12 protein-coding genes and 2 pseudogenes are annotated in these 17,143 nt (G+C 69.8%); 9 read left to right on the top strand and 5 right to left on the bottom strand.

Translation table 11 applies throughout. The annotated features are described in order from the left end of the window. Positions 1 to 37 precede the first annotated feature (37 nt). The gene (locus MOV08_RS32575; protein WP_039637934.1) at positions 38 to 247 is read left to right on the top strand and encodes a DUF1918 domain-containing protein; all 210 of its coding nucleotides are present in this window, start codon (positions 38 to 40) and stop codon (positions 245 to 247) included. Positions 248 to 305: 58 nt separating this feature from the next. Here the strand turns inward: MOV08_RS32575 and MOV08_RS32570 are convergent, their stop codons facing one another. Next, positions 306 to 1,535: a glycoside hydrolase family 10-like protein gene (locus tag MOV08_RS32570; protein ID WP_275309886.1), complete on the bottom strand. Its 1,230-nt coding sequence runs from the start codon at positions 1,533 to 1,535 to the stop codon at positions 306 to 308. 159 nt (positions 1,536 to 1,694) lie between these two features. Between MOV08_RS32570 and MOV08_RS32565 the strand changes: the two genes are divergently transcribed. Together MOV08_RS32565 and MOV08_RS32560 are read left to right on the top strand one after the other, a co-directional pair. Continuing rightward, the gene (locus MOV08_RS32565; RefSeq protein WP_039637932.1) at positions 1,695 to 2,564 is read left to right on the top strand and encodes a 3-hydroxybutyryl-CoA dehydrogenase; all 870 of its coding nucleotides are present in this window, start codon (positions 1,695 to 1,697) and stop codon (positions 2,562 to 2,564) included. A gap of 115 nt (positions 2,565 to 2,679) precedes the next feature. Then, positions 2,680 to 2,868: pseudogene (locus MOV08_RS32560) on the top strand (IS5/IS1182 family transposase); the annotation flags it as partial. Positions 2,869 to 2,877: 9 nt separating this feature from the next. Here MOV08_RS32560 and MOV08_RS32555 read toward each other — a convergent pair. Both MOV08_RS32555 and MOV08_RS32550 read right to left on the bottom strand, forming a co-directional pair. Next, positions 2,878 to 3,507: a UbiX family flavin prenyltransferase gene (locus MOV08_RS32555; protein ID WP_275309885.1), complete on the bottom strand. Its 630-nt coding sequence runs from the start codon at positions 3,505 to 3,507 to the stop codon at positions 2,878 to 2,880. Positions 3,508 to 3,588: 81 nt separating this feature from the next. After that, positions 3,589 to 5,058 carry a UbiD family decarboxylase gene (locus MOV08_RS32550; RefSeq protein ID WP_275309883.1) on the bottom strand — a complete coding sequence of 490 codons (1,470 nt, stop codon included), beginning with the start codon at positions 5,056 to 5,058 and terminating at the stop codon, positions 3,589 to 3,591. 226 nt (positions 5,059 to 5,284) lie between these two features. Here MOV08_RS32550 and MOV08_RS32545 point away from each other — a divergent pair, with 226 nt between their 5' ends. After that, positions 5,285 to 5,719: a MarR family winged helix-turn-helix transcriptional regulator gene (locus MOV08_RS32545; protein ID WP_275309882.1), complete on the top strand. Its 435-nt coding sequence runs from the start codon at positions 5,285 to 5,287 to the stop codon at positions 5,717 to 5,719. A gap of 255 nt (positions 5,720 to 5,974) precedes the next feature. After that, positions 5,975 to 6,214, top strand: a pseudogene (locus MOV08_RS32540) (hypothetical protein); the annotation flags it as partial. Between the two features lie 229 nt (positions 6,215 to 6,443). On the opposite strand, the gene MOV08_RS32535 reads toward MOV08_RS32540, so the two are convergent. Then, positions 6,444 to 7,391 carry a LysR family transcriptional regulator gene (locus MOV08_RS32535; RefSeq protein WP_039637926.1) on the bottom strand — a complete coding sequence of 316 codons (948 nt, stop codon included), beginning with the start codon at positions 7,389 to 7,391 and terminating at the stop codon, positions 6,444 to 6,446. 99 nt (positions 7,392 to 7,490) lie between these two features. Between MOV08_RS32535 and pcaD the strand changes: the two genes are divergently transcribed. The 3 genes from pcaD (at position 7,491) to MOV08_RS32520 (ending at position 11,039) form a co-directional block, all read left to right on the top strand. Next, positions 7,491 to 8,297, top strand: a complete 807-nt coding sequence (pcaD, locus tag MOV08_RS32530; protein WP_275309881.1) for a 3-oxoadipate enol-lactonase — start codon at positions 7,491 to 7,493, stop codon at positions 8,295 to 8,297. Positions 8,298 to 9,132: 835 nt separating this feature from the next. Then, positions 9,133 to 10,404, top strand: a complete 1,272-nt coding sequence (locus MOV08_RS32525) for a hypothetical protein (protein ID WP_275309880.1) — start codon at positions 9,133 to 9,135, stop codon at positions 10,402 to 10,404. Next, a complete protein-coding gene (locus MOV08_RS32520) occupies positions 10,401 to 11,039 on the top strand; it encodes a hypothetical protein (RefSeq protein ID WP_159030919.1) in 639 nt (212 codons plus the stop codon). Before MOV08_RS32525 ends, MOV08_RS32520 begins: the two co-directional genes overlap by 4 nt. Before the next feature lie 154 nt (positions 11,040 to 11,193). Here the strand turns inward: MOV08_RS32520 and MOV08_RS32515 are convergent, their stop codons facing one another. Further along, complete coding sequence (locus tag MOV08_RS32515; protein WP_275309879.1) at positions 11,194 to 13,344, bottom strand: tetratricopeptide repeat protein; 2,151 nt, start codon at positions 13,342 to 13,344, stop codon at positions 11,194 to 11,196. 260 nt (positions 13,345 to 13,604) lie between these two features. Between MOV08_RS32515 and MOV08_RS32510 the strand changes: the two genes are divergently transcribed. Further along, on the top strand, positions 13,605 to 16,883 hold the full coding sequence (locus tag MOV08_RS32510; RefSeq protein WP_275309878.1) for an AfsR/SARP family transcriptional regulator: 3,279 nt from the start codon (positions 13,605 to 13,607) through the stop codon (positions 16,881 to 16,883). The last annotated feature ends 260 nt before the right edge of the window (positions 16,884 to 17,143 follow it).

The following is a 17,143-nucleotide window of genomic DNA, read 5'->3' as shown; positions in this document are numbered from 1 at the left end:
CCCCGGTCGGCGGCCACCCGAGGCGGGAGGAGCCCAGATGCACGCGAGCAAGGGCGACCGGCTGCTGGTGCACGGCAGAACCGTCGGTCACGGCGACCACATGGTCGAGATCGTGGAAGTGCTGGGGACCAACGGCGAACCGCCCTACCGCATCCGCGCCGAGGACGGCCACGAAACGATCATGTGGCCCGGCCCGGACTGCGTCGTCCAGCACCCCAAGTCGACCGAACCCCACACCATCCACTGACGGACCTCGCGGCGGTGGCGGGCGGCCCGCCACCGCCGCGTCCGTGCCACCGCCGCGGTCACCGCCGGGCCGGGCCCCCGTAGTGGTCCTCGACGACCCGGGCCAGCGCGCCCAGCGGGTCCCGCACCACGTCCTTGGCCGAGAAGTAGACGTGCCCGCGAACCTGCGGGTAGCGGTGGGCGAAGGAGACATGGCGGGAGAGCTCGGCCGGGTTCCGCCAGGCTTCCGATTGCGCGTTCCGGTCCGCCTTGTAGAGGGCCTCGCCGATGTAGAGCTCCACCTGGGTGCCCGCCACGGTCCGGGCCCACCACGGCACCAGCTCCGCGTAGTCGGCCGCGGCGAAGCCCAGCGGCCAGTACACCTGCGGCACGATGTAGTCGATCCAGCCCTGCCGCACCCAGCGCCGGGTGTCGGCGTAGAGGTCGTCGTAGGTCTGTACCCCGGCCTCGGTCCGGGAGCCGCGCGGGTCGGTCGCGGCGTTGCGCCAGACCGCGAACGGGCTGACGCCGAGGCGCACCCGCCGGTCGATCGCCACCATCCGCTGCCCCATCTCCCGGATCAGCAGGTCGATGTTGTCCCGCCGCCAGTCGGCTCGGGAGGCGAAGTCCGCGCCGTACGCCTCATAGGCCGCGTCGTCGCGGAACGCCTGGCCGGCGACCGGGTACGGGTAGAAGTAGTCGTCGAAGTGCACCCCGTCGACGGGGTAGCGGCGCACCGCGTCCAGCATCGCGTCCTGGACGAAGCGGCGGACCTCGGGCAGCCCGGGGTTGTAGTAGAGCTTGCCGCCGTAGGGGACGATCCAGCCCGGGTGCCGGCGGGCGGGGTGGTCGGGGCTCAGCCGGCCGAGGTCGGTGTGGTTGGCCACCCGGTACGGGTTGAACCAGGCGTGCAGCTCCAGGTCGCGCCGGTGGGCCTCGCGGACCGCGAACCCCAGCGGGTCCCAGCCCGGGTCACGGCCCTGGACCCCGGTCAGGTACTGCGCCCAGGGCTCGTACCGCGACGGCCACAGCGCGTCCGCCGTCGGCCGCACCTGGAAGAACACCGCGTTCAGCCGCCGCTCGACCGCGGTGTCCAGCAGCATGATCAGTTGCCGCTGCTGGGTGGAGCGGTCCAGGCCGGGGCGGGTCGGCCAGTCCAGGTTGGCGACCGTCGCCAGCCACATCCCGCGCAGTTCCCGCGCGCCCGGCGCGCCCTCGGCGGCCCGGGCGACCTCGGCGCCCGCGCCCAGCAGCCAGGAGGCCGCGCCCAGTGTCGCGGCGCCGAACCCGCGGCGTGTGATCCCTCGCATGAAAAGCCCCCATCTTGTCCGTTTCGTCCGATGTGGCAGGCTCAGAATGCCCGCCCCGGCGCCGTCCTCCCAGCACCTCGCGGAGTAACGTCGGGGGCGAGGCGGGCGCCGGACCCTTACGGCGTACCGCCGGTCCTGAAGATCAGCGAAAGGCACGAGGTGACGGACTCATTCGCCGACATTGCACGCGTCGGAGTGGTCGGCTGCGGCCAGATGGGCGCTGGCATCGCCGAGGTGTGCGCCCGCGCCGGGCTGGACGTCAAGGTCGCGGAGACCACCGGCGAGGCATTGGAGCTGGGGCGTACCCGCCTGACCAACTCCCTCGGCAAAGCCGCCGAACGCGGCAAGATCACCGTGGCCGAGCGCGATGCGACGCTCGGCCGGCTCAGCTTCACCACCGACCTCGGTGAGTTCGCCGACCGCGACCTCGTCATCGAGGCCGTGGTGGAGAACGAGCAGGTCAAGACGGAGATCTTCCAGGTGCTCGACCAGGTGGTGGTCCGCTCGGACGCGATCCTGGCCTCCAACACCTCGTCCATCCCGCTGGTGAAGCTGGCGGTGGCGACCTCGCGGCCCGACCAGGTCATCGGCATCCACTTCTTCAACCCCGCACCGGTGCAGAAGCTCGTCGAGCTGATCCCCGCCCTGACCACCGGGGAGGAGACCCTCAAGCGCGCCGAGTCGCTGGTCCAGGACGTGCTCGGCAAGCACGCCATCCGCGCCCAGGACCGCTCCGGCTTCGTGGTGAACGCCCTGCTCATCCCGTACCTGCTCTCCGCGATCCGGATGTTCGAGTCCGGCATGGCCAGCCGCGAGGACATCGACCACGGCATGGAGATGGGCTGCGCCCACCCGATGGGCCCGCTCAGGCTCTCCGACCTGATCGGCCTGGACACCGTGGCCTCGGTCGCCGCCTCCATGTACGAGGAGTACAAGGAGCCCCTCTACGCCGCTCCCCCGCTCCTCCAGCGCATGGTGGACGCGGGCCGGCTCGGGCGCAAGAGCGGGTCGGGGTTCTACTCGTACTAGCACGCGCGACGACGCCGCCAAGTGGCGCTGCTTCAGGGGGAGTTCATCTGGAGCGGCGCCACTTGGACGTCGTCTCATCTGGCCTCGTCGGTAGTCTGAGCTCGTGCTGATCGTGGAACGCTTGGTGCCGGACGAGCTGTACGACCCACCGATCCGCTCGCGACGCGGACCGCGCCGACGCACGATGTCCTGGCTCGCCGGCTGCGGCCCCCTGCACCGCCGCTACGAGCGCAAAGCCGAACACTTCCTCGCCTTCACCACCATCGCCTGCAGCCTCATCTGCTACCGCAGACTCACCACATGAGACGACTTCTCAACCGGTGACGTTCGCCGGGGGGCCGGCCGGGCGAGGAGTACGGCGGGTGCGCGGGCCGCGGGCCGTGGAGGGGCCTTCCCAGCGCACGGCTCGCTCGCTGTCCAGGTCGAACTGGTCCATGACACGGGCGACGATGTGGTCGACGAGGTCGTCGATGGTCTCCGGCTTGTTGTAGAAGGCCGGCATCGGCGGCAGGATCGTCGCGCCCATACGGGACATGGCCAGCATGTTCTCCAGGTGGATGGTAGACAGGGGCGTCTCGCGGACACCGAGCACGAGGCGCCGGCCTTCCTTGAGGACGACGTCCGCGGCCCGCGCGATCAGGTCACTGCCGTAGCCGGCCCGGATCGCCGCGAGGGTCTTCGCGCTGCACGGCAGGATCACCATGCCGTCGGTGCGGAAGGAACCGCTGGAGATCGACGCCGTTTGGTCGTCCGCGCCATGCGTGACGTCGGCGAGGGCGGCAACGTCCCGGGACGTCCATCCCGTTTCCATGGCGATGGTTGGCTTCGCCCAGCGGCTCATGACCAAGTGTGTCTCCACGTCCGGTTGTTCCCGCAGTTGTTGCAGGAGTCGGATGCCGAGCACGGCCCCGGTGGCTCCGGTCATTCCGACGATCAGTCGCATCAGACAACCTTTCGGGTGCTTCTCGCTTCGTTGTGTCGTTCAGTGGCCCTGCTTGCTCATCGCACCGGCCTCCTCGCTGCGTCAGTTTGGGTACCGTGCCTGCACCTTGGCCCGTACCTCGGCCGGATACGCGTCCGCGAAGGTGCTCTGCGGCTCGCGTTCGCCGGGCGCGGAGAGGAGGGCCTCGTGGACCACCTTGGTCGCACGGGCGGCGTGCCGCTCCTGAGGGGTGTAGCAGGTGAGCAGAGGCAGGACCGGGCCGTCCTCGAAGCGGACCACGCGCCCGTCGGGGTGGACGCGGGTGGCCAGCGCCCACAGCAGGTCGGCATCGTCGGTGGGGTCGAAGTCGTCGTCCAGCAGGAAGACCTGCGGGAGGCAGGAGCCGAACTTGGTACCGAACACCGCCTCGCCGACGCGGCGCGCGTACTGCTCCTCGCTGACCCCGGGCAGCAGCTCGCGCCAGTTCCCCGGCGCGGTGACGACCAACCAGTGGCTGGCGGCACTCAACGGCGCCCAGGCGGAGGCCACGGGCAGGCCGGCCTCACGGATCGCGTCCAGCGCGCCGGCGGCTTCGCCGATCCCGGTCACGGTGTGGAAGTCGTCCGTCGGCTTGCCCTCCGCGACCAGCGGCCAGATCGGTGCGTCCCGGTGGGTGATGGCTTCCACGGTGTAGACCGGCTGGAGGCTGGTCTCGCGCGGGATGTAGCCGGCGAACTCGCCGAACGGGCCCTCCACTCCGTCCCGTTGGACGGACAGGTGACCCTCGATGACGATCTCGGCGCCGGCCGGGACCATCAGGTCGGACAGCTCCGCCTTGACCACCTCCAGCGGGCGGCCGATCAGCGCGCCGATGTACGCGGATTCCGCCACGCCGTCCCCGATCGGGATGCCGCCGACGTACGGGATCGCCGGGTCGCCGCCCTGGACCAGCGCATAGGGCATGGGCTTGCCGAGGTCGGCCCATTGCTGCCAGACCTGCGCGATGTGCTGGGGGTGCATGACGAGACCGGTCATGTGCTTGCCGTCGATCATCATGATCCGGGCGATGGACCAGTTGGTCCACGAGCCGTCCGGGGTCTGGGCGATGATCACGCCGTAGGTGTTGGCGTAGCGGTTGCCGTCGCCCTCGTGCACGAAGGGGACGGGAAAGCGGTTGAGGTCCGCTTCCTCTCCCAGCAGGACGTTCGCCTTGACCGGGGCCGCCTCGGCGGCGACCGCGACCGGCGGCACACCCGGGCGGTGCCGGGTGGCGACCAGGTGCTCGACGACCTCGCGCCCGGTGGCCTCCGGTCGCAGGCCGACGCTGAGCGCGACCCGCGCGTACGGCCGGCTCGGGTCGGAGCTCAGTGCGGCCGGGGCGCCGAGCAGACGGAAGCCCTCGGCGACGCCCGCGACGTTCTCGAAGAGCGGGGCCGGGAGGTGGTGCTCGGTGCTGTATCGGGTCTGGGCGGCGGCCTCCAGGTTCCAGTCCACCTCATCGTGGACGCGGTCGAGATCGCCCAGCTTCTCCAACGCCTCGATGTGCTCGCGAAGATCGGACGGATGCTGCACGGGTACCTCCTTGACGAAGACCATCTGCACGTACACAGATCATCAGTACACAAACTCACAGTACACGAACATCAGTGCACAGACATTCCGTGTACGGACATGCCTGGTCGAGCCTGCGCATTCGCCCTGCTCCCGGCCGGCTGCGCCAAGTGGTCTTCGTCAGGAACCCGCACGCCGTCCCCGCCCCACCCCCACCTGCGCCGCAACGGTCGGAGATACTGCGGTCATGGCCCAGCAGCCCCTCACCGACACCCCGATGCACCTCCTGCGCCGCGCGCTACAGCAGCTCACCGCGGTCTGGCAGGCCGAGGTCCCCGACCTCACCGCCCCCCAGTACGCCGTCCTCACCGTCCTCGCCGACTCCCCCTGCCTCACCCAGGTCGAGCTCAGCAAGGCCACCGCGATCGACCGGTCCACCATGACCACCATGCTCGACCGGCTCACCTCCCGCGGTTGGATCACGCGCGAGGTCGACCCCGCCCACCGCCGCCGCCACCAGGTCCGGCTCACGCCCGAGGGGCACGCCCTCCTGCGTCGCGTCGCCCCCGCAGCCGACCGCGCCAACCACTGGCTCACCGACCGGCTCGGCGCACAGCGAGTGGACGAACTCCTGCCGCTACTGCGGGACCTGGCGGAAGTGGACACCGAACGCAGCGACTGAGGGCTCAACACGGCCAACCACCCCGACTCCCAAAGGAGTTCGAGGCGAACAGCCACTGAAGCTCGCCGACCGCGGGGCGAACAGGCCCACCACCGCCAGACGCCTCGGCCCTGGAGGGCGGACGGGGCTTGCGCAACAGTGCCGACGTAGACAGCCCGGGGGCGGCAGGGCGAAGTGGGGCCCTCCCGATCTCCCTACGCCGGCACGGGTACGGGTACGTGCCCGCATGCTGGTGGCGTGGAAGGGAGCCCGGCGATGTCCGATGCGAGCATCCGCATCCCCGAAGAAGCCAAAGACCGCCGCGCCGCCATCGCCGCCGCCGAAGGACTGTCGTTGCGCGCCTAGCTGGCGCGGCTGGCCGAGACCCTCCTGACCCCGGCCGAGCGTGCCGAGCGGGCGGAGAAGACCAAGGCGGTGCCGCAGGAGTGGAACGGATACGCACCCACGTCGGGCGAGGAGCAGGACCTCGACGACGAGCTCGACCGGCGCCTGGCAGCGGCGGCCGGCCACCGTCCAACTTTGGCGTGCCACCCTGCGATTGCTTCGCTCACCGGCTGGGCAACACCGCCGCGACAGCAACGATCATGTCGTGGTCCCTACGCCGGGCGGTGCCGCAACGACGCAGCCTTCGCCGCCCTCACCGGCGTCAGCCCGCCGCCTCCCCAACCCACTTGACGACGCGCAGAAGCGACCTTGGTACACCCCAACGGTGGTCGTGGCGATGTCACCTGTAGTGTTCCGGCGCTTTCTTCGCCTTGGGCACATGGCCTAGCGTCGGCCGTAGGACCGGTGCTTGGCGGGCCAAGAAGTCCCACAGCTGGTCAGCGACCGGCCCGTGCGGCCGGTCGCGCCGGCGAGCTGCCGAGAGTTCCTCAACCACACCGGGAAAGTGCCGTCCGGCGATGGAAAGCAGGCTTCCGTCACGCAACTCGGTCTCGATCATGAACCGCGGCACGTGTCCCCACGCCATGCCGTGCAAGATCAGCTCCTTCTTCATGAGGTGGTCCGGAACGGAGCTCCGGGGCGCGCCTTCGACCAGGAAATGGCCTTGCTCCGACGGATGCCGCGCCGAATCCCGGACCACGCACTGGGTGAAGGCCTGCATCCGCTGCGGTGTGATGTCGGTGTCCGGAGGGAAGGGCAGGAAACCGGGCGCCACGACGGGCACCAGCGCGACGCGGCCGAGATCGATCCACTCCATCCGCACGTCGCTTTTGGGGACGCGGTGCACGATGAGGTCGGCTTCGTCCTCCAGCAGCCGCTCCCAGGGGCCGGTGACCGTCTCGAACTGCAGGTGCAGTCGTGTCTGCGGGACTTGCGCGAAGAAGCGGCTGAGCATCTCCAACACCGGCGGGAGTGGACACAGGTCCCCTAGCACCACGCGTAGTTCGGCCTCTTCGCCCATCGCCAACTGCGCGGCGTAGGTCTGCAGCTCCTCGGCCTCGTGCAGCAGGAAGCGCACCTTGCGGTGGAAGGCGTGCCCCGCCTCGGTGAGCTGAACCCGATAGCCCGAGCGATCCAGCAGTTCCAGGCCCAGCTGGCGCTCCAGCTTGGCGACTGCTGCGAACACAGAAGGGTGCGAGCGGTGCAGCCGCTCGGCGGCGGCCTGGAAGCCGCCGTCGAGCACAACGGCGTTGAAGCACTGCAACTCGTGGAGCGTGAAGTTTGACATTGTCCAGCCAACCTACAGGGCTCGTTCGATCTTTGTAATAGAACTCTGCAGGTGGTGTTCATAGGCTGAGCGCATACCCGCTAGATCACTGGAGCTGACATGACTTCTCAGACCCGTACTGCCATCACCACCGGCGATGGCGTCCGCATCGTCTACCGCTTCGACGGTGACGAGAACAAGCCGGTGCTGCTGCTCTCGAACTCCATCGGCACCGACCTGCACATGTGGGATGGCCAGGTGTCGGCTCTGACCGAGCACTTCCGGCTGCTGCGCTACGACGCGCGCGGCCACGGCGCTTCCGATGTCCCGAGCGGCCCGTATTCCCTGGACCGACTGGGGCGCGACGTGGTGGAACTGCTGGATGCCCTGGGCCTGCAGCGGGTGCACGTGCTGGGCCTGTCTCTGGGCGGAATCGTCGCGCAGTGGTTGGGAATCCACGTTCCGGAGCGCGTTGACCGCCTGGTGCTCTCCAACACCGCCGCGTACCTCGGCCCGGCGAATCAGTGGGATCGACCGATCGCCGAACTGCTGGAAGCCTCCGACATGCAGGTCACCGCGGAGAGGTTCCTGCACAACTGGTTCCCGGCCCGCATGCTGCAAGGCGACGACGAGGTTGTCGAGGGCTTCCGCCGCACCCTGCTCGCCACCCAGCGCGAGGGCGTGGCCGGGAGCTGGGCTGCGGTGCGCGACTACGACCTGCGCCGCACGGCCACGCTCATCCACAACCCGACACTGGTCGTCGCGGGCGAGCACGACACCGTCACGTCCGCCGACCACGGGAAGGAACTCGCCGCGACCGTCCCCGGCGCGCGGTTCACCGTCCTGCCCACGGTGCACATGGCGAACGTCGAAGCGCAGGCGGAGTTCGTGGACGCTGTGGTGGCCTTCCTCACAGAACAGTCCTGACGGTTACTGCGTCGTGTCCGGACGGCTCCTTCCCCACTGTCCCGACCGACAGGCTCTTACCTTGATGCTGTCGGTGATACTGGAGTTTCCCGGTGCGACGGCATGATCGACGGGCATGCTCGGGGCTGTTCCGCAGGCCGATGCAGTTGTTGGGGTGTCCGTTGTCCGTCCGTCCCCGTTCCGGTGAGCAAGTCCCTTCTCTGACCGCGCAGATCGCGCGGGCGAGCAATGCGAAGGGCACGCCGGCGATGTGGGTGCGGGACCCCTTGGACGGGCTGTGGCACGACGAGGACTTCGCCGGCTGGTACCCGCGCGAGGGCCGTCCCGGTCTTTCGCCCGCCGAGCCGGCCACCATCTGCCTGCTACGGCCGCCCGGTCCGTTTGGGCAAGAACCCCACCCGGCCCAAGAGCGCCACCTGACCGGCGAGCAACGTGTGCGACCAGGCGCCGCTGCCCCCTCCCGCAGGCAACTCGTCCACGCAGTCGGAGCTGTTGGAGGGCACCCGGGCCTGGTCGTCGGCCGCGGCGCCGAAGCCCCGGTCGGCGACGACCGTGCCTGGTGGGTGCTCACGTCAGCGGCACGGAAACGCGGCGTGCACGCCGACCCGTTCGAACCACCCCGCCGGCCGGCCACCTGCGACAACAACAACCCCTGACCGGCGCAAACGCGCCAGGACCTGTCGGCGTCGCCCGCGCCGCAAGTTTTCTGCAACCCCCCGGCAAGCCTTTCGCACACCCACCCGGGCACCTCCTCCATACCCCCGCGGATCGGCAGGGGGCAACGGGAGGCGGCCGTCACGACGACGGCGGCGGACAGCAGGCATTGGGGGATGTCATGTCGGCAATCACCACGTCCTACGGGCTGGGACGGGAGAGCCAGAAACCGGAGCACAAGCGCGAGTGGCTGACGCTGGTCGGCCGCAAACGCGTCCTGGTCATCGTGCACACCGTGACCTACGGGAAGCGACTGCGGGAGGTGTTCTCGCTGCTGGAGTCGGACTTCCGCGTCCAGGTGATGTTCACCGCGCCGCCGCACGAGTTCGGTGACGGGGTAGCGCAGTTGCTCCGCCGGCTGGGCAGTGTGCAGCTCACCTGGCAGGAAGCGGTGCGGATGGAGTTCGATCTCGTACTGGCCGCCGGTCCACGCGGCGTGGAGGAGATCCGGGGACCGCTGATCACACTGCCTCATGGCGCCAACTACCTCAAGCGGGTGGGGCCTTCGGGCAAGCAGTGGGTGGCGGGGCTGTCCCGGCGGGACATCGTCCCGGACGGCAGGCCGCTGCCGGCCGCCGTCGTACTGCCCCACGAGGACGATGCGGGCGAACTGGCACGTCACTGCCCGGCGGCCCTTCCCGTGGCGGTCGTGGCCGGTGACCCGGCGCATGACCGGATGGCGATCAGCCTGCCGCAGCGCGATGCCTACCGTAGGGCGCTCGGCCTCGGTGCCCGGGAGCGGCTGATCGGCGTGGTCTCCACCTGGGGTCCGCATTCGTCCTTCGGCTCGTTCGAGACGCTGTTGCCCCGGCTCCTGAGCGAGCTGAACGACGACTCGCTACGGGTGGCCGTCCTCGTCCACCCCAATGTGTGGTCCGGGCACGGGGCCTGGCAGGTACGCGCCTGGCTGGCGCAATGCCGGACGCGGGGCATCGCGGTGGTGCCGCCCGAGGCGGACTGGCGCACGGTCCTGATCGCGGCCGACGGCATCATCGGGGACCACGGCTCGGTCACGCTCTACGGCACGCTCACCCACGCGCCGATCCTGCTGGCGGCGTCACCGGAAGCGGAGATCAACCCTGCCTCGCCGGCCGCCGCGCTCGCCCTCACCGCACCGACGCTGTCGCCCGCCCATGGGCTGCTGGAGCAACTGGACTACGCGGCGGCCGAGTACCGACGGCAGGACTACGCCGCCATCGCCGCGCGCATCACCTCCGAACCCGGTCGGTTCAGCCGGAACATGCGGCGGCTGATGTACCGCGTCCTGGGCCTCGGCCAGCCCGCGTTCCCGGCCCTCACCCGGCGCCTGCCGCTTCCGCCGGCGTTGGAGACCTGGGTGGCGAGGGACGACGGGGACGCCTGGCACGCGGGAGAGTCGGAGGTCCCGGCATGACTGCGTCCACGTCCGATGCGCCCCGATGGGTGCGGCGCGGCGGCCGGCTGGTGAGCGTCGAACCGGCCACGGCAGCGGGCGGCCGGTGGGCCCTGCCCGGCACCGGGGCGCCGACGCTGCGGATGGTCCTCGGCACGCCGGGGGGCGCCTATGTGGTGGCGGCCGTGCGGGAAGGCGTGTACGTCGTCGACGCACAGGGCGACGCGACGGCCGGGACCGCCGATGAACGCGTCGACGCAGGCCGACTGCCCTGCCTGCATGACCACTTCGCGGTCGATATCGACCTCTGTGCCGACGAACGCTGGCTCGGGTGCGCCGACCTGCTGCACGGCAGCGTCCCCCGCCCACGTGAGCACGCCCTGCGCTGGGTGACGGACGTCCTCGCCGACCGGGTCGGCTGCCGGCTCGCCACGCTGCCCCTGGATGACGGGGGCTGGGCGGTGGCGGAACGCCGGGGCGGCCGGGGGCAGGTGCGACCGTGCCTGGTGCCCGCGCCGTCCTGGTGCGGAAGTCCGCCCACGGCCGCGGACCGCGCGTTGCTTCCCTCTTGCCTGTACGGCTGGGCGGCAGCGGGGCAGCCATGGGGCAGGCTGGCGTCGATGGTCGTACTCACCCGCGCTACGTACACAGCCTGAGAGCCTGGTACGTACCGAGGCGCCAACGGGTCGCTCACGCGCCGAGCAACGGGAAGACCGCCGCCGCCCGCCGCGTTGTGGACCCGTAGGGGGTGCTCGCACCCCCTACGGGTTGTGTTCGAGCGCCCCTGGGGAGTGTCCGCCCCCAGCAGCTTCACCCGCCCAGCTCGCCCAACCGCCCCGCCAGCCGCTCCGCCTCATCGGGGCTGTGCGGCAGGTGAGCCGCCCGGGAACGCTCGTAGAACTCCCGGGCGGCATCCGTGTCGCCATGGTGCTGGGCACTCCGGCCGAGCAGTTCCAAGGCCCTGGCCTGCCAGTGCGTCGCTCCCGACGCCTCGAACACGGCCAGTGCCTCCCGGAGTTCGCCGATGCCTCGCTCGTAGGCGTCGGCCCCGGCGTCTGCGGCCCGCTTCCTCGGGCTTGCGGCCAGTGTGTGCGCGTATCCGAGGAAGGCCAGCGCCCGCGCCGCGTCGTACGGGTCCCGTACGTCGGTCAGCACGGTGTGCGCCTGGGAGAAGCAGCCGACGGCGCGGTCGATGTCGTCGCCCTCCAGGGCGATCTCACCGACAATGATCCGGGACAGCGCGGCACCGCGCCGATAGCCGCAGCTCTCCCACGCAGTGATGGCCTGGGCGAGGTACGAGACGGCCTGCCCGGTGCGGCCCGCCTCGCGATGGCACGTGCCCAGACCGTGCAGCGCCTGTCCTTCGTCCCGCACATCGCCGGCCTCGCGCGCGGCGATCAGGGACCGGTGGTACCAGTCGATGGCGTCGTCGATGCGATGCGCGCTGGTGAAGCCGATGGCGCCGGAGTTGAGCATCTGGCGCTCCGCGGCCCGGTCACCGGCGCGCTCCGCGGCGGCAAGTCCCAGTTCGTGGGCCTCGATCCACAGGCCGTAGTGTCTCAGCCGCAGAAACAGCGGCCACATCGCGTCGACGATCTGCCAGCCCGTGTCGTACCAGCCCTGTCCGGTCGCGGTGCGGACGGCTTCCAGCAGGTCCAGCCGGTGTGCGGCCAGCCACTCCAGCGCCCCGATCTCGTCGTCGAACGGGAGCGGGAGACCATCGGGACAGAAGGCGAAGTCCCGCCGCAGGGTGAGCTGAATGGGCGTCAGCAGCCGTTGCGCCTCGGTGGCGGTCGCCAGGTACCAGTCGCACGCCCGGCGCAGGGTCTCGCTGCGGCCGCCGTCCGTCTCGTCCAGGAGACCGCGCTCGCGCGCATGGAGCCGCACCAGGTCATGGAAGCGATAGGCGTCAGGTCCGGACTCCTCGATCAGATTGGCCTCGACCAGCGCGTCGATCAGCCGCTCGGCCACCCGCAGGGGCACCCCGCAGACCGCCGCCGCGCTGCGTACTTCGAACACCCGCACCGGCAGCAGGCCCCAGCGCCGGTACAGCCGCGCGGCGCCCTCCGACAGGACCGCGTACGAGCCGTCCAGTCCGCTGCGTACCGCCTTTTCCCCTTCCACTGTCAGCTCCTCCAGGCGATCGCGATCCTCGGCGAGCGCGTCGACCAGGGCGCGCAGCGGCTGCTGGGGCCGCGCCGCGAGACGCGCGGCGGCCAGGCATACGGCCAGGGGGAGGCCGGCGCACAGCAGAACCACCTCGCGAGCCGCCGCGGCCTCTTTCTGCACCCGTTCCCGACCCACTCCACGCGACAGGAGTTCCTCGGCCGCCGCCGGGTCCAAGACGCCCAGGTGGTACACCAGAGCGCCGTCCACGCCCAGTCCGGTCAGCCGGTTTCTGCTGGTCACGACGGTGAGGCCGCCTCTGCCGCCGGGCAGGACGGGCCGGACCTGGGCCGCGGACAGAACGTTGTCGATCACTAGGCCGATCCGGAGGTTCGCGGTGACCGAGCGCCAGAGCGCGGCTTGTTCGGCCAGCCCGGCCGGGACCGGGCCCACTCCGAGGGCCCGTAAGAACTGGCCGAGAATCTCTCCGGGCTCGGCTGGCCCCTCGGGGGAGTGCCCGCGCAGGTCGGCGTAGAGGTGGCCGTCCGGATACGTCTCGTCGGTATCGTGCAGCCACCGTGTCACCAACGCCGTCTTCCCGACGCCGGCAGGGCCGCTGACCACGATCAGCGGCGCCGCGTGTCCATCGTGCCGGGAGCGCAGAGCGTCCAGGGCCGCCAGGTCGTCGTCGCGGCCCATGAAATGGGCCGTGAGGGGCGGGAGTTGGCGTGGCACCGGAAGGGGTGGCCGCCGCTCGGCGCCATGCAGATGGATGCCGCCGGTGACCTCTCCCGCCTGGATGACGGGGCCGTTGAGCTGCGCCTTGCCGCCGACCACGTTCCCGTCCCGACGCATCCGCCCCCCTGTTCCGCCAACCCCACTACCGATCACCTCTGCACCAAAAAGTGGATCGACTCGCTCACGGATCGGTTGCGGACGGGCGATCGGCCGCACATTGATCGGAAGGGGACTACCCATCAAGTACGGCACAGAGACCCTGACATAGAGCGATGGCATAGTAATTCGGCCATTGCGCCAGGCCCTCTGGCCCCTCTTTTGTGACCCCTGTCATAGTCGCTCTCGGCGGGGTGTGCGCTGCCAGGGGGGAGGCGCTGGTGGAAATCCAAGTGCTCGGCCCGGTCGGACTCGTGGCACAAAGTCGCCGTTTCGGCCTCGGTTCGGACAAAGAACGTCTGATCCTGGCCTCACTCGCTCTGGAAGCCGGCCGTCCGGTCTCGCTGGATGCGCTCATCGATCGCCTCTGGGAGGGCGATTCGCCGGCCAACGACCGCAAGAACGTGCACGTCTACGTATCGCGCATCCGCAAGGCACTGCGCGAGTACGGCGCCGGACCCGATTCACCACATATCGCACGTCATGCGCACACCTACGCGCTGCGCGTGAACGCGGGCTCGATCGACTGGCACCGCTTCCAACACCTGACCTCCCAGGCCCGCTCCACAGCGGACCGCGGGGAGGCCGAAGCCGCCGTCGACCTCCTGCACCAGGCCGACGATCTCTGGCGTGGCGACGCGCTCGCCGGGCTGCCCGGGCTGTGGCCCGAGCGCACACGGAGGAAGCTCGCCCAGCGGCGCCTTGGTGTCACGTCCTCCCGGATCGCCCTCGAACTGCGGTTGCACCGTTTCGCCGACGTCGTCGGGGACCTGGCCGACCTGGTGGACCAGCACCCCGACGACGAGACGCTGATCGGCCACCTCATGGTCGCCTACTACGGATGCGGACGGCACGCCGACGCCCTCCGCGCCTACCAGGTCGCCTTACGCAGACTGCGCGCCGAACTGGGCACGGAGCCGGGTGAGGAACTGGCGCACATCCATCAGCGCATCCTCCGGCGCGCGCCGCTGCAGGACCTGCTTCCCGGGAGCGCCGAGTCCGCCGGATCCACCGGGGCCACGGGGCCCACAGGGCCCACCATGCCCCTCGCGTCCGCCGCGTCCGCCGGCGCCACCGCGGCGACGTGGTCCGTCGCGGCCCCCTCCGGCGCCGTGCCGCCCGTAGCGATGCCCGCACCGCACAATCTGCCTCGGCAATCCGCCCTCGTCGGACGGCAGGCGGAGCTACGGCGGCTGAGCCAGACCGTCGAAGCGGTTGCCGACCACGGGTCGGTGGTCACCCTGGAATCGATCTCCGGGATGGCCGGGATCGGCAAGACGGCGCTGGCGATCAATGCCGCGCGGCACATGGGCGACCGGTTCCCCGACGGGCAGCTCTATCTCGATCTCCGCGCCCACGCCCGCGTACAGGAACCGCTGGAGGCCGGCCAGGCACTCGCCATGCTGCTGCGACTGCTGGGCGTTCCCGCCGACGCCATCCCCGCCGACATCGAGGAACGCACCGCACTGTGGCGCACCATGCTGGCGCGCCGGCGCGTGATCCTCGTCCTGGACGATGCCGCCTCGCCCTCCCAGGTCATCCCCCTCCTCCCCAGCGACTCCCGCAGCCTGGCGATCGTCACGAGCCGATGGCACCTGGCCGGCCTGCCCGGCGCCCACTCGCTGGCTCTGGACGTACTGCCGCCACAGGACGCGATGGCGCTCTTTCTGCAGTTCGCCGGGGAGCACCGCAGCCAGGACATCAGAGAGGTCGACCAAATCGTCCACCTTTGCGGGCATTTGCCGCTGGCGATCGAGCTGGTCGCCAACCGCTTCAGCGCCCACCCGTCGTGGACGCTGGCCACCCTCCGCGAGCGCCTCACACGCGGTTCGGGTCGGCTGGGAGAAATCCGGGACGGCTTCCGCGAAATAGGCCGCGCATTCGAAATCTCGTACCACACGCTGACGCCCGGCCAGCGGTCCGCATTCCGCCTTCTCGGCCTGCATTTGGGATCGGAGTTCGGACCACACGCGGCTGCCGCCCTGCTGAACCGGTCGCTGGAGGCAACCGAGCGACTTCTCGAAGCCTTACTACAGTGTCACCTGCTGCAGGAACCCGCCCCGAACCGGTACCGATTCCATGATCTTCTGGGTGAGTACGCGCGTGCCCTGGTCAACTCCGAGGACGACGACGCCGAGCGGTGTAATGCCCTCGACCGATTGACCGATTTCTATCTGTGCACCGCGTCACGGGCCGACGCCCTGATCTACCCTCAGCGGCTGCGCTCGGCCCATGAACTCGCCCCAGGACCCTGGCCGTTACCGATCTTCGGGGATGTTGACGACGCCCGGTCATGGCTGAGCCTCGAACGCGCCAACCTCCTCACCACAGAGCACTACAACCGCGTTCACGGCTCCCCCGGGCGCGCCGCCCAGCTCTGTCACATACTGGCCGGCTTCCTCGACGCCGAATGCCACTGGACACACGCCGACCGGCTGCACGGACACGCCGTCAGCCACTGGCAGCGCACCGATGACCGGCGCGCGCTCTGCCTCGCCCTGCTGGATCTGGGCGGCGCGCACGCACAGACCGGCCACTACCCGCAGGCCGAGGAAGCCTGCCACCGCGCACTGGAACTGGCCCGCACCCTGGGCGACCCGGATGCGGAGAGCGAGGCGCTGCGCGCGCTCGGCGTGCTCGACTGGAATCGCGGAGAGTACCGGACGGCCCTGGACTTCTACTTGCAGGCGCTGGCCGTACAGAATGAATCCGGGAGCGCCGCGAACCGCGCCAAGTACGTGAACAACATCGCCATCGTCCTGCTGCACCTGGGCGAGTACCAAAAGGCGCAGGAGCGTTTCCTGGAAGCCATTGACGAATCCCAGCGGGTCGGCGATACGAGGACTGTCGGTAAAACGAAGAACAACCTGGGCGATCTCCATGTACGCATGGGAAATATCTCATTCGCTCGACGGTGTATCGAGGAAGCGCTCGACATCGCCAAGGAAATCAGAAACCCGCTCGACGAAGCGATAGCTCGATTCAACCTCGCAGACATTACGGCACTCGCCGGAAACGCCGAGGAAGCATCAAAGCTCTATCGTGACTGCCTCCTCGATTTTCAGCGGCTCGGTGACCGGAAGAACGAGGCCAACGGACTCATCGGCCTCGGCGCGGCCCTGCACCATCTGGGGCGCTTCCCCGAGGCCATCGAATACCACACCCGGGCACTTGACCTCGCACGTAGCATCGGTGCCCGCTACGAGGAGTGCCGAGCCCTGCGCCACCTGGGGAACGCGGAAGCCGCCATGCGACAGCTGGGGCCGGCCGCCGAGCACTTCGAGTCCGCGCTCCTCCTGGCCCGCCGCACCCAGGATCCCGAGGAAACCGGGCGAGCTTCGGAGGCCCTGGCGGAAATCCGGCACGACGAGGGCGCCCTCGATTCAGCGCAGACGCTCTGGAAAAATGCCCTTGGCATATTCCACGACCTCGGCGACGAGGGCGCGGCCGCACGCGTGAGCGGCCGGCTTCAACAGACCTCGAATGGGGCGACGGACTGAGTCTTAAAGGTTCCCTCCAGGACCTATGAACTGGATTTCGCAATGCCGTGCGGCCCCGTGTAGCGTCGCTCATGCATTTCATTGATTCCTCGACCCCATTAGCCGTGGCTTCACATGTGCGCACGGATAATGGGGCATGAAGTAAAGTAAGGCTAACCTCATGATGCGTGCTGCCGCTATCGGCCTGCTCGCCCTTATTCCGACGGTGGCGACGGCCGCCGACCAAGCACCCTCCACGACCCACCCATCGACAGTCGTCG

Source organism: Streptomyces yunnanensis (assembly GCF_029011865.1).
GTDB classification, from domain to species: domain Bacteria; phylum Actinomycetota; class Actinomycetes; order Streptomycetales; family Streptomycetaceae; genus Streptomyces; species Streptomyces yunnanensis.
This window is presented reverse-complemented; position numbering and strand designations above follow the sequence as displayed.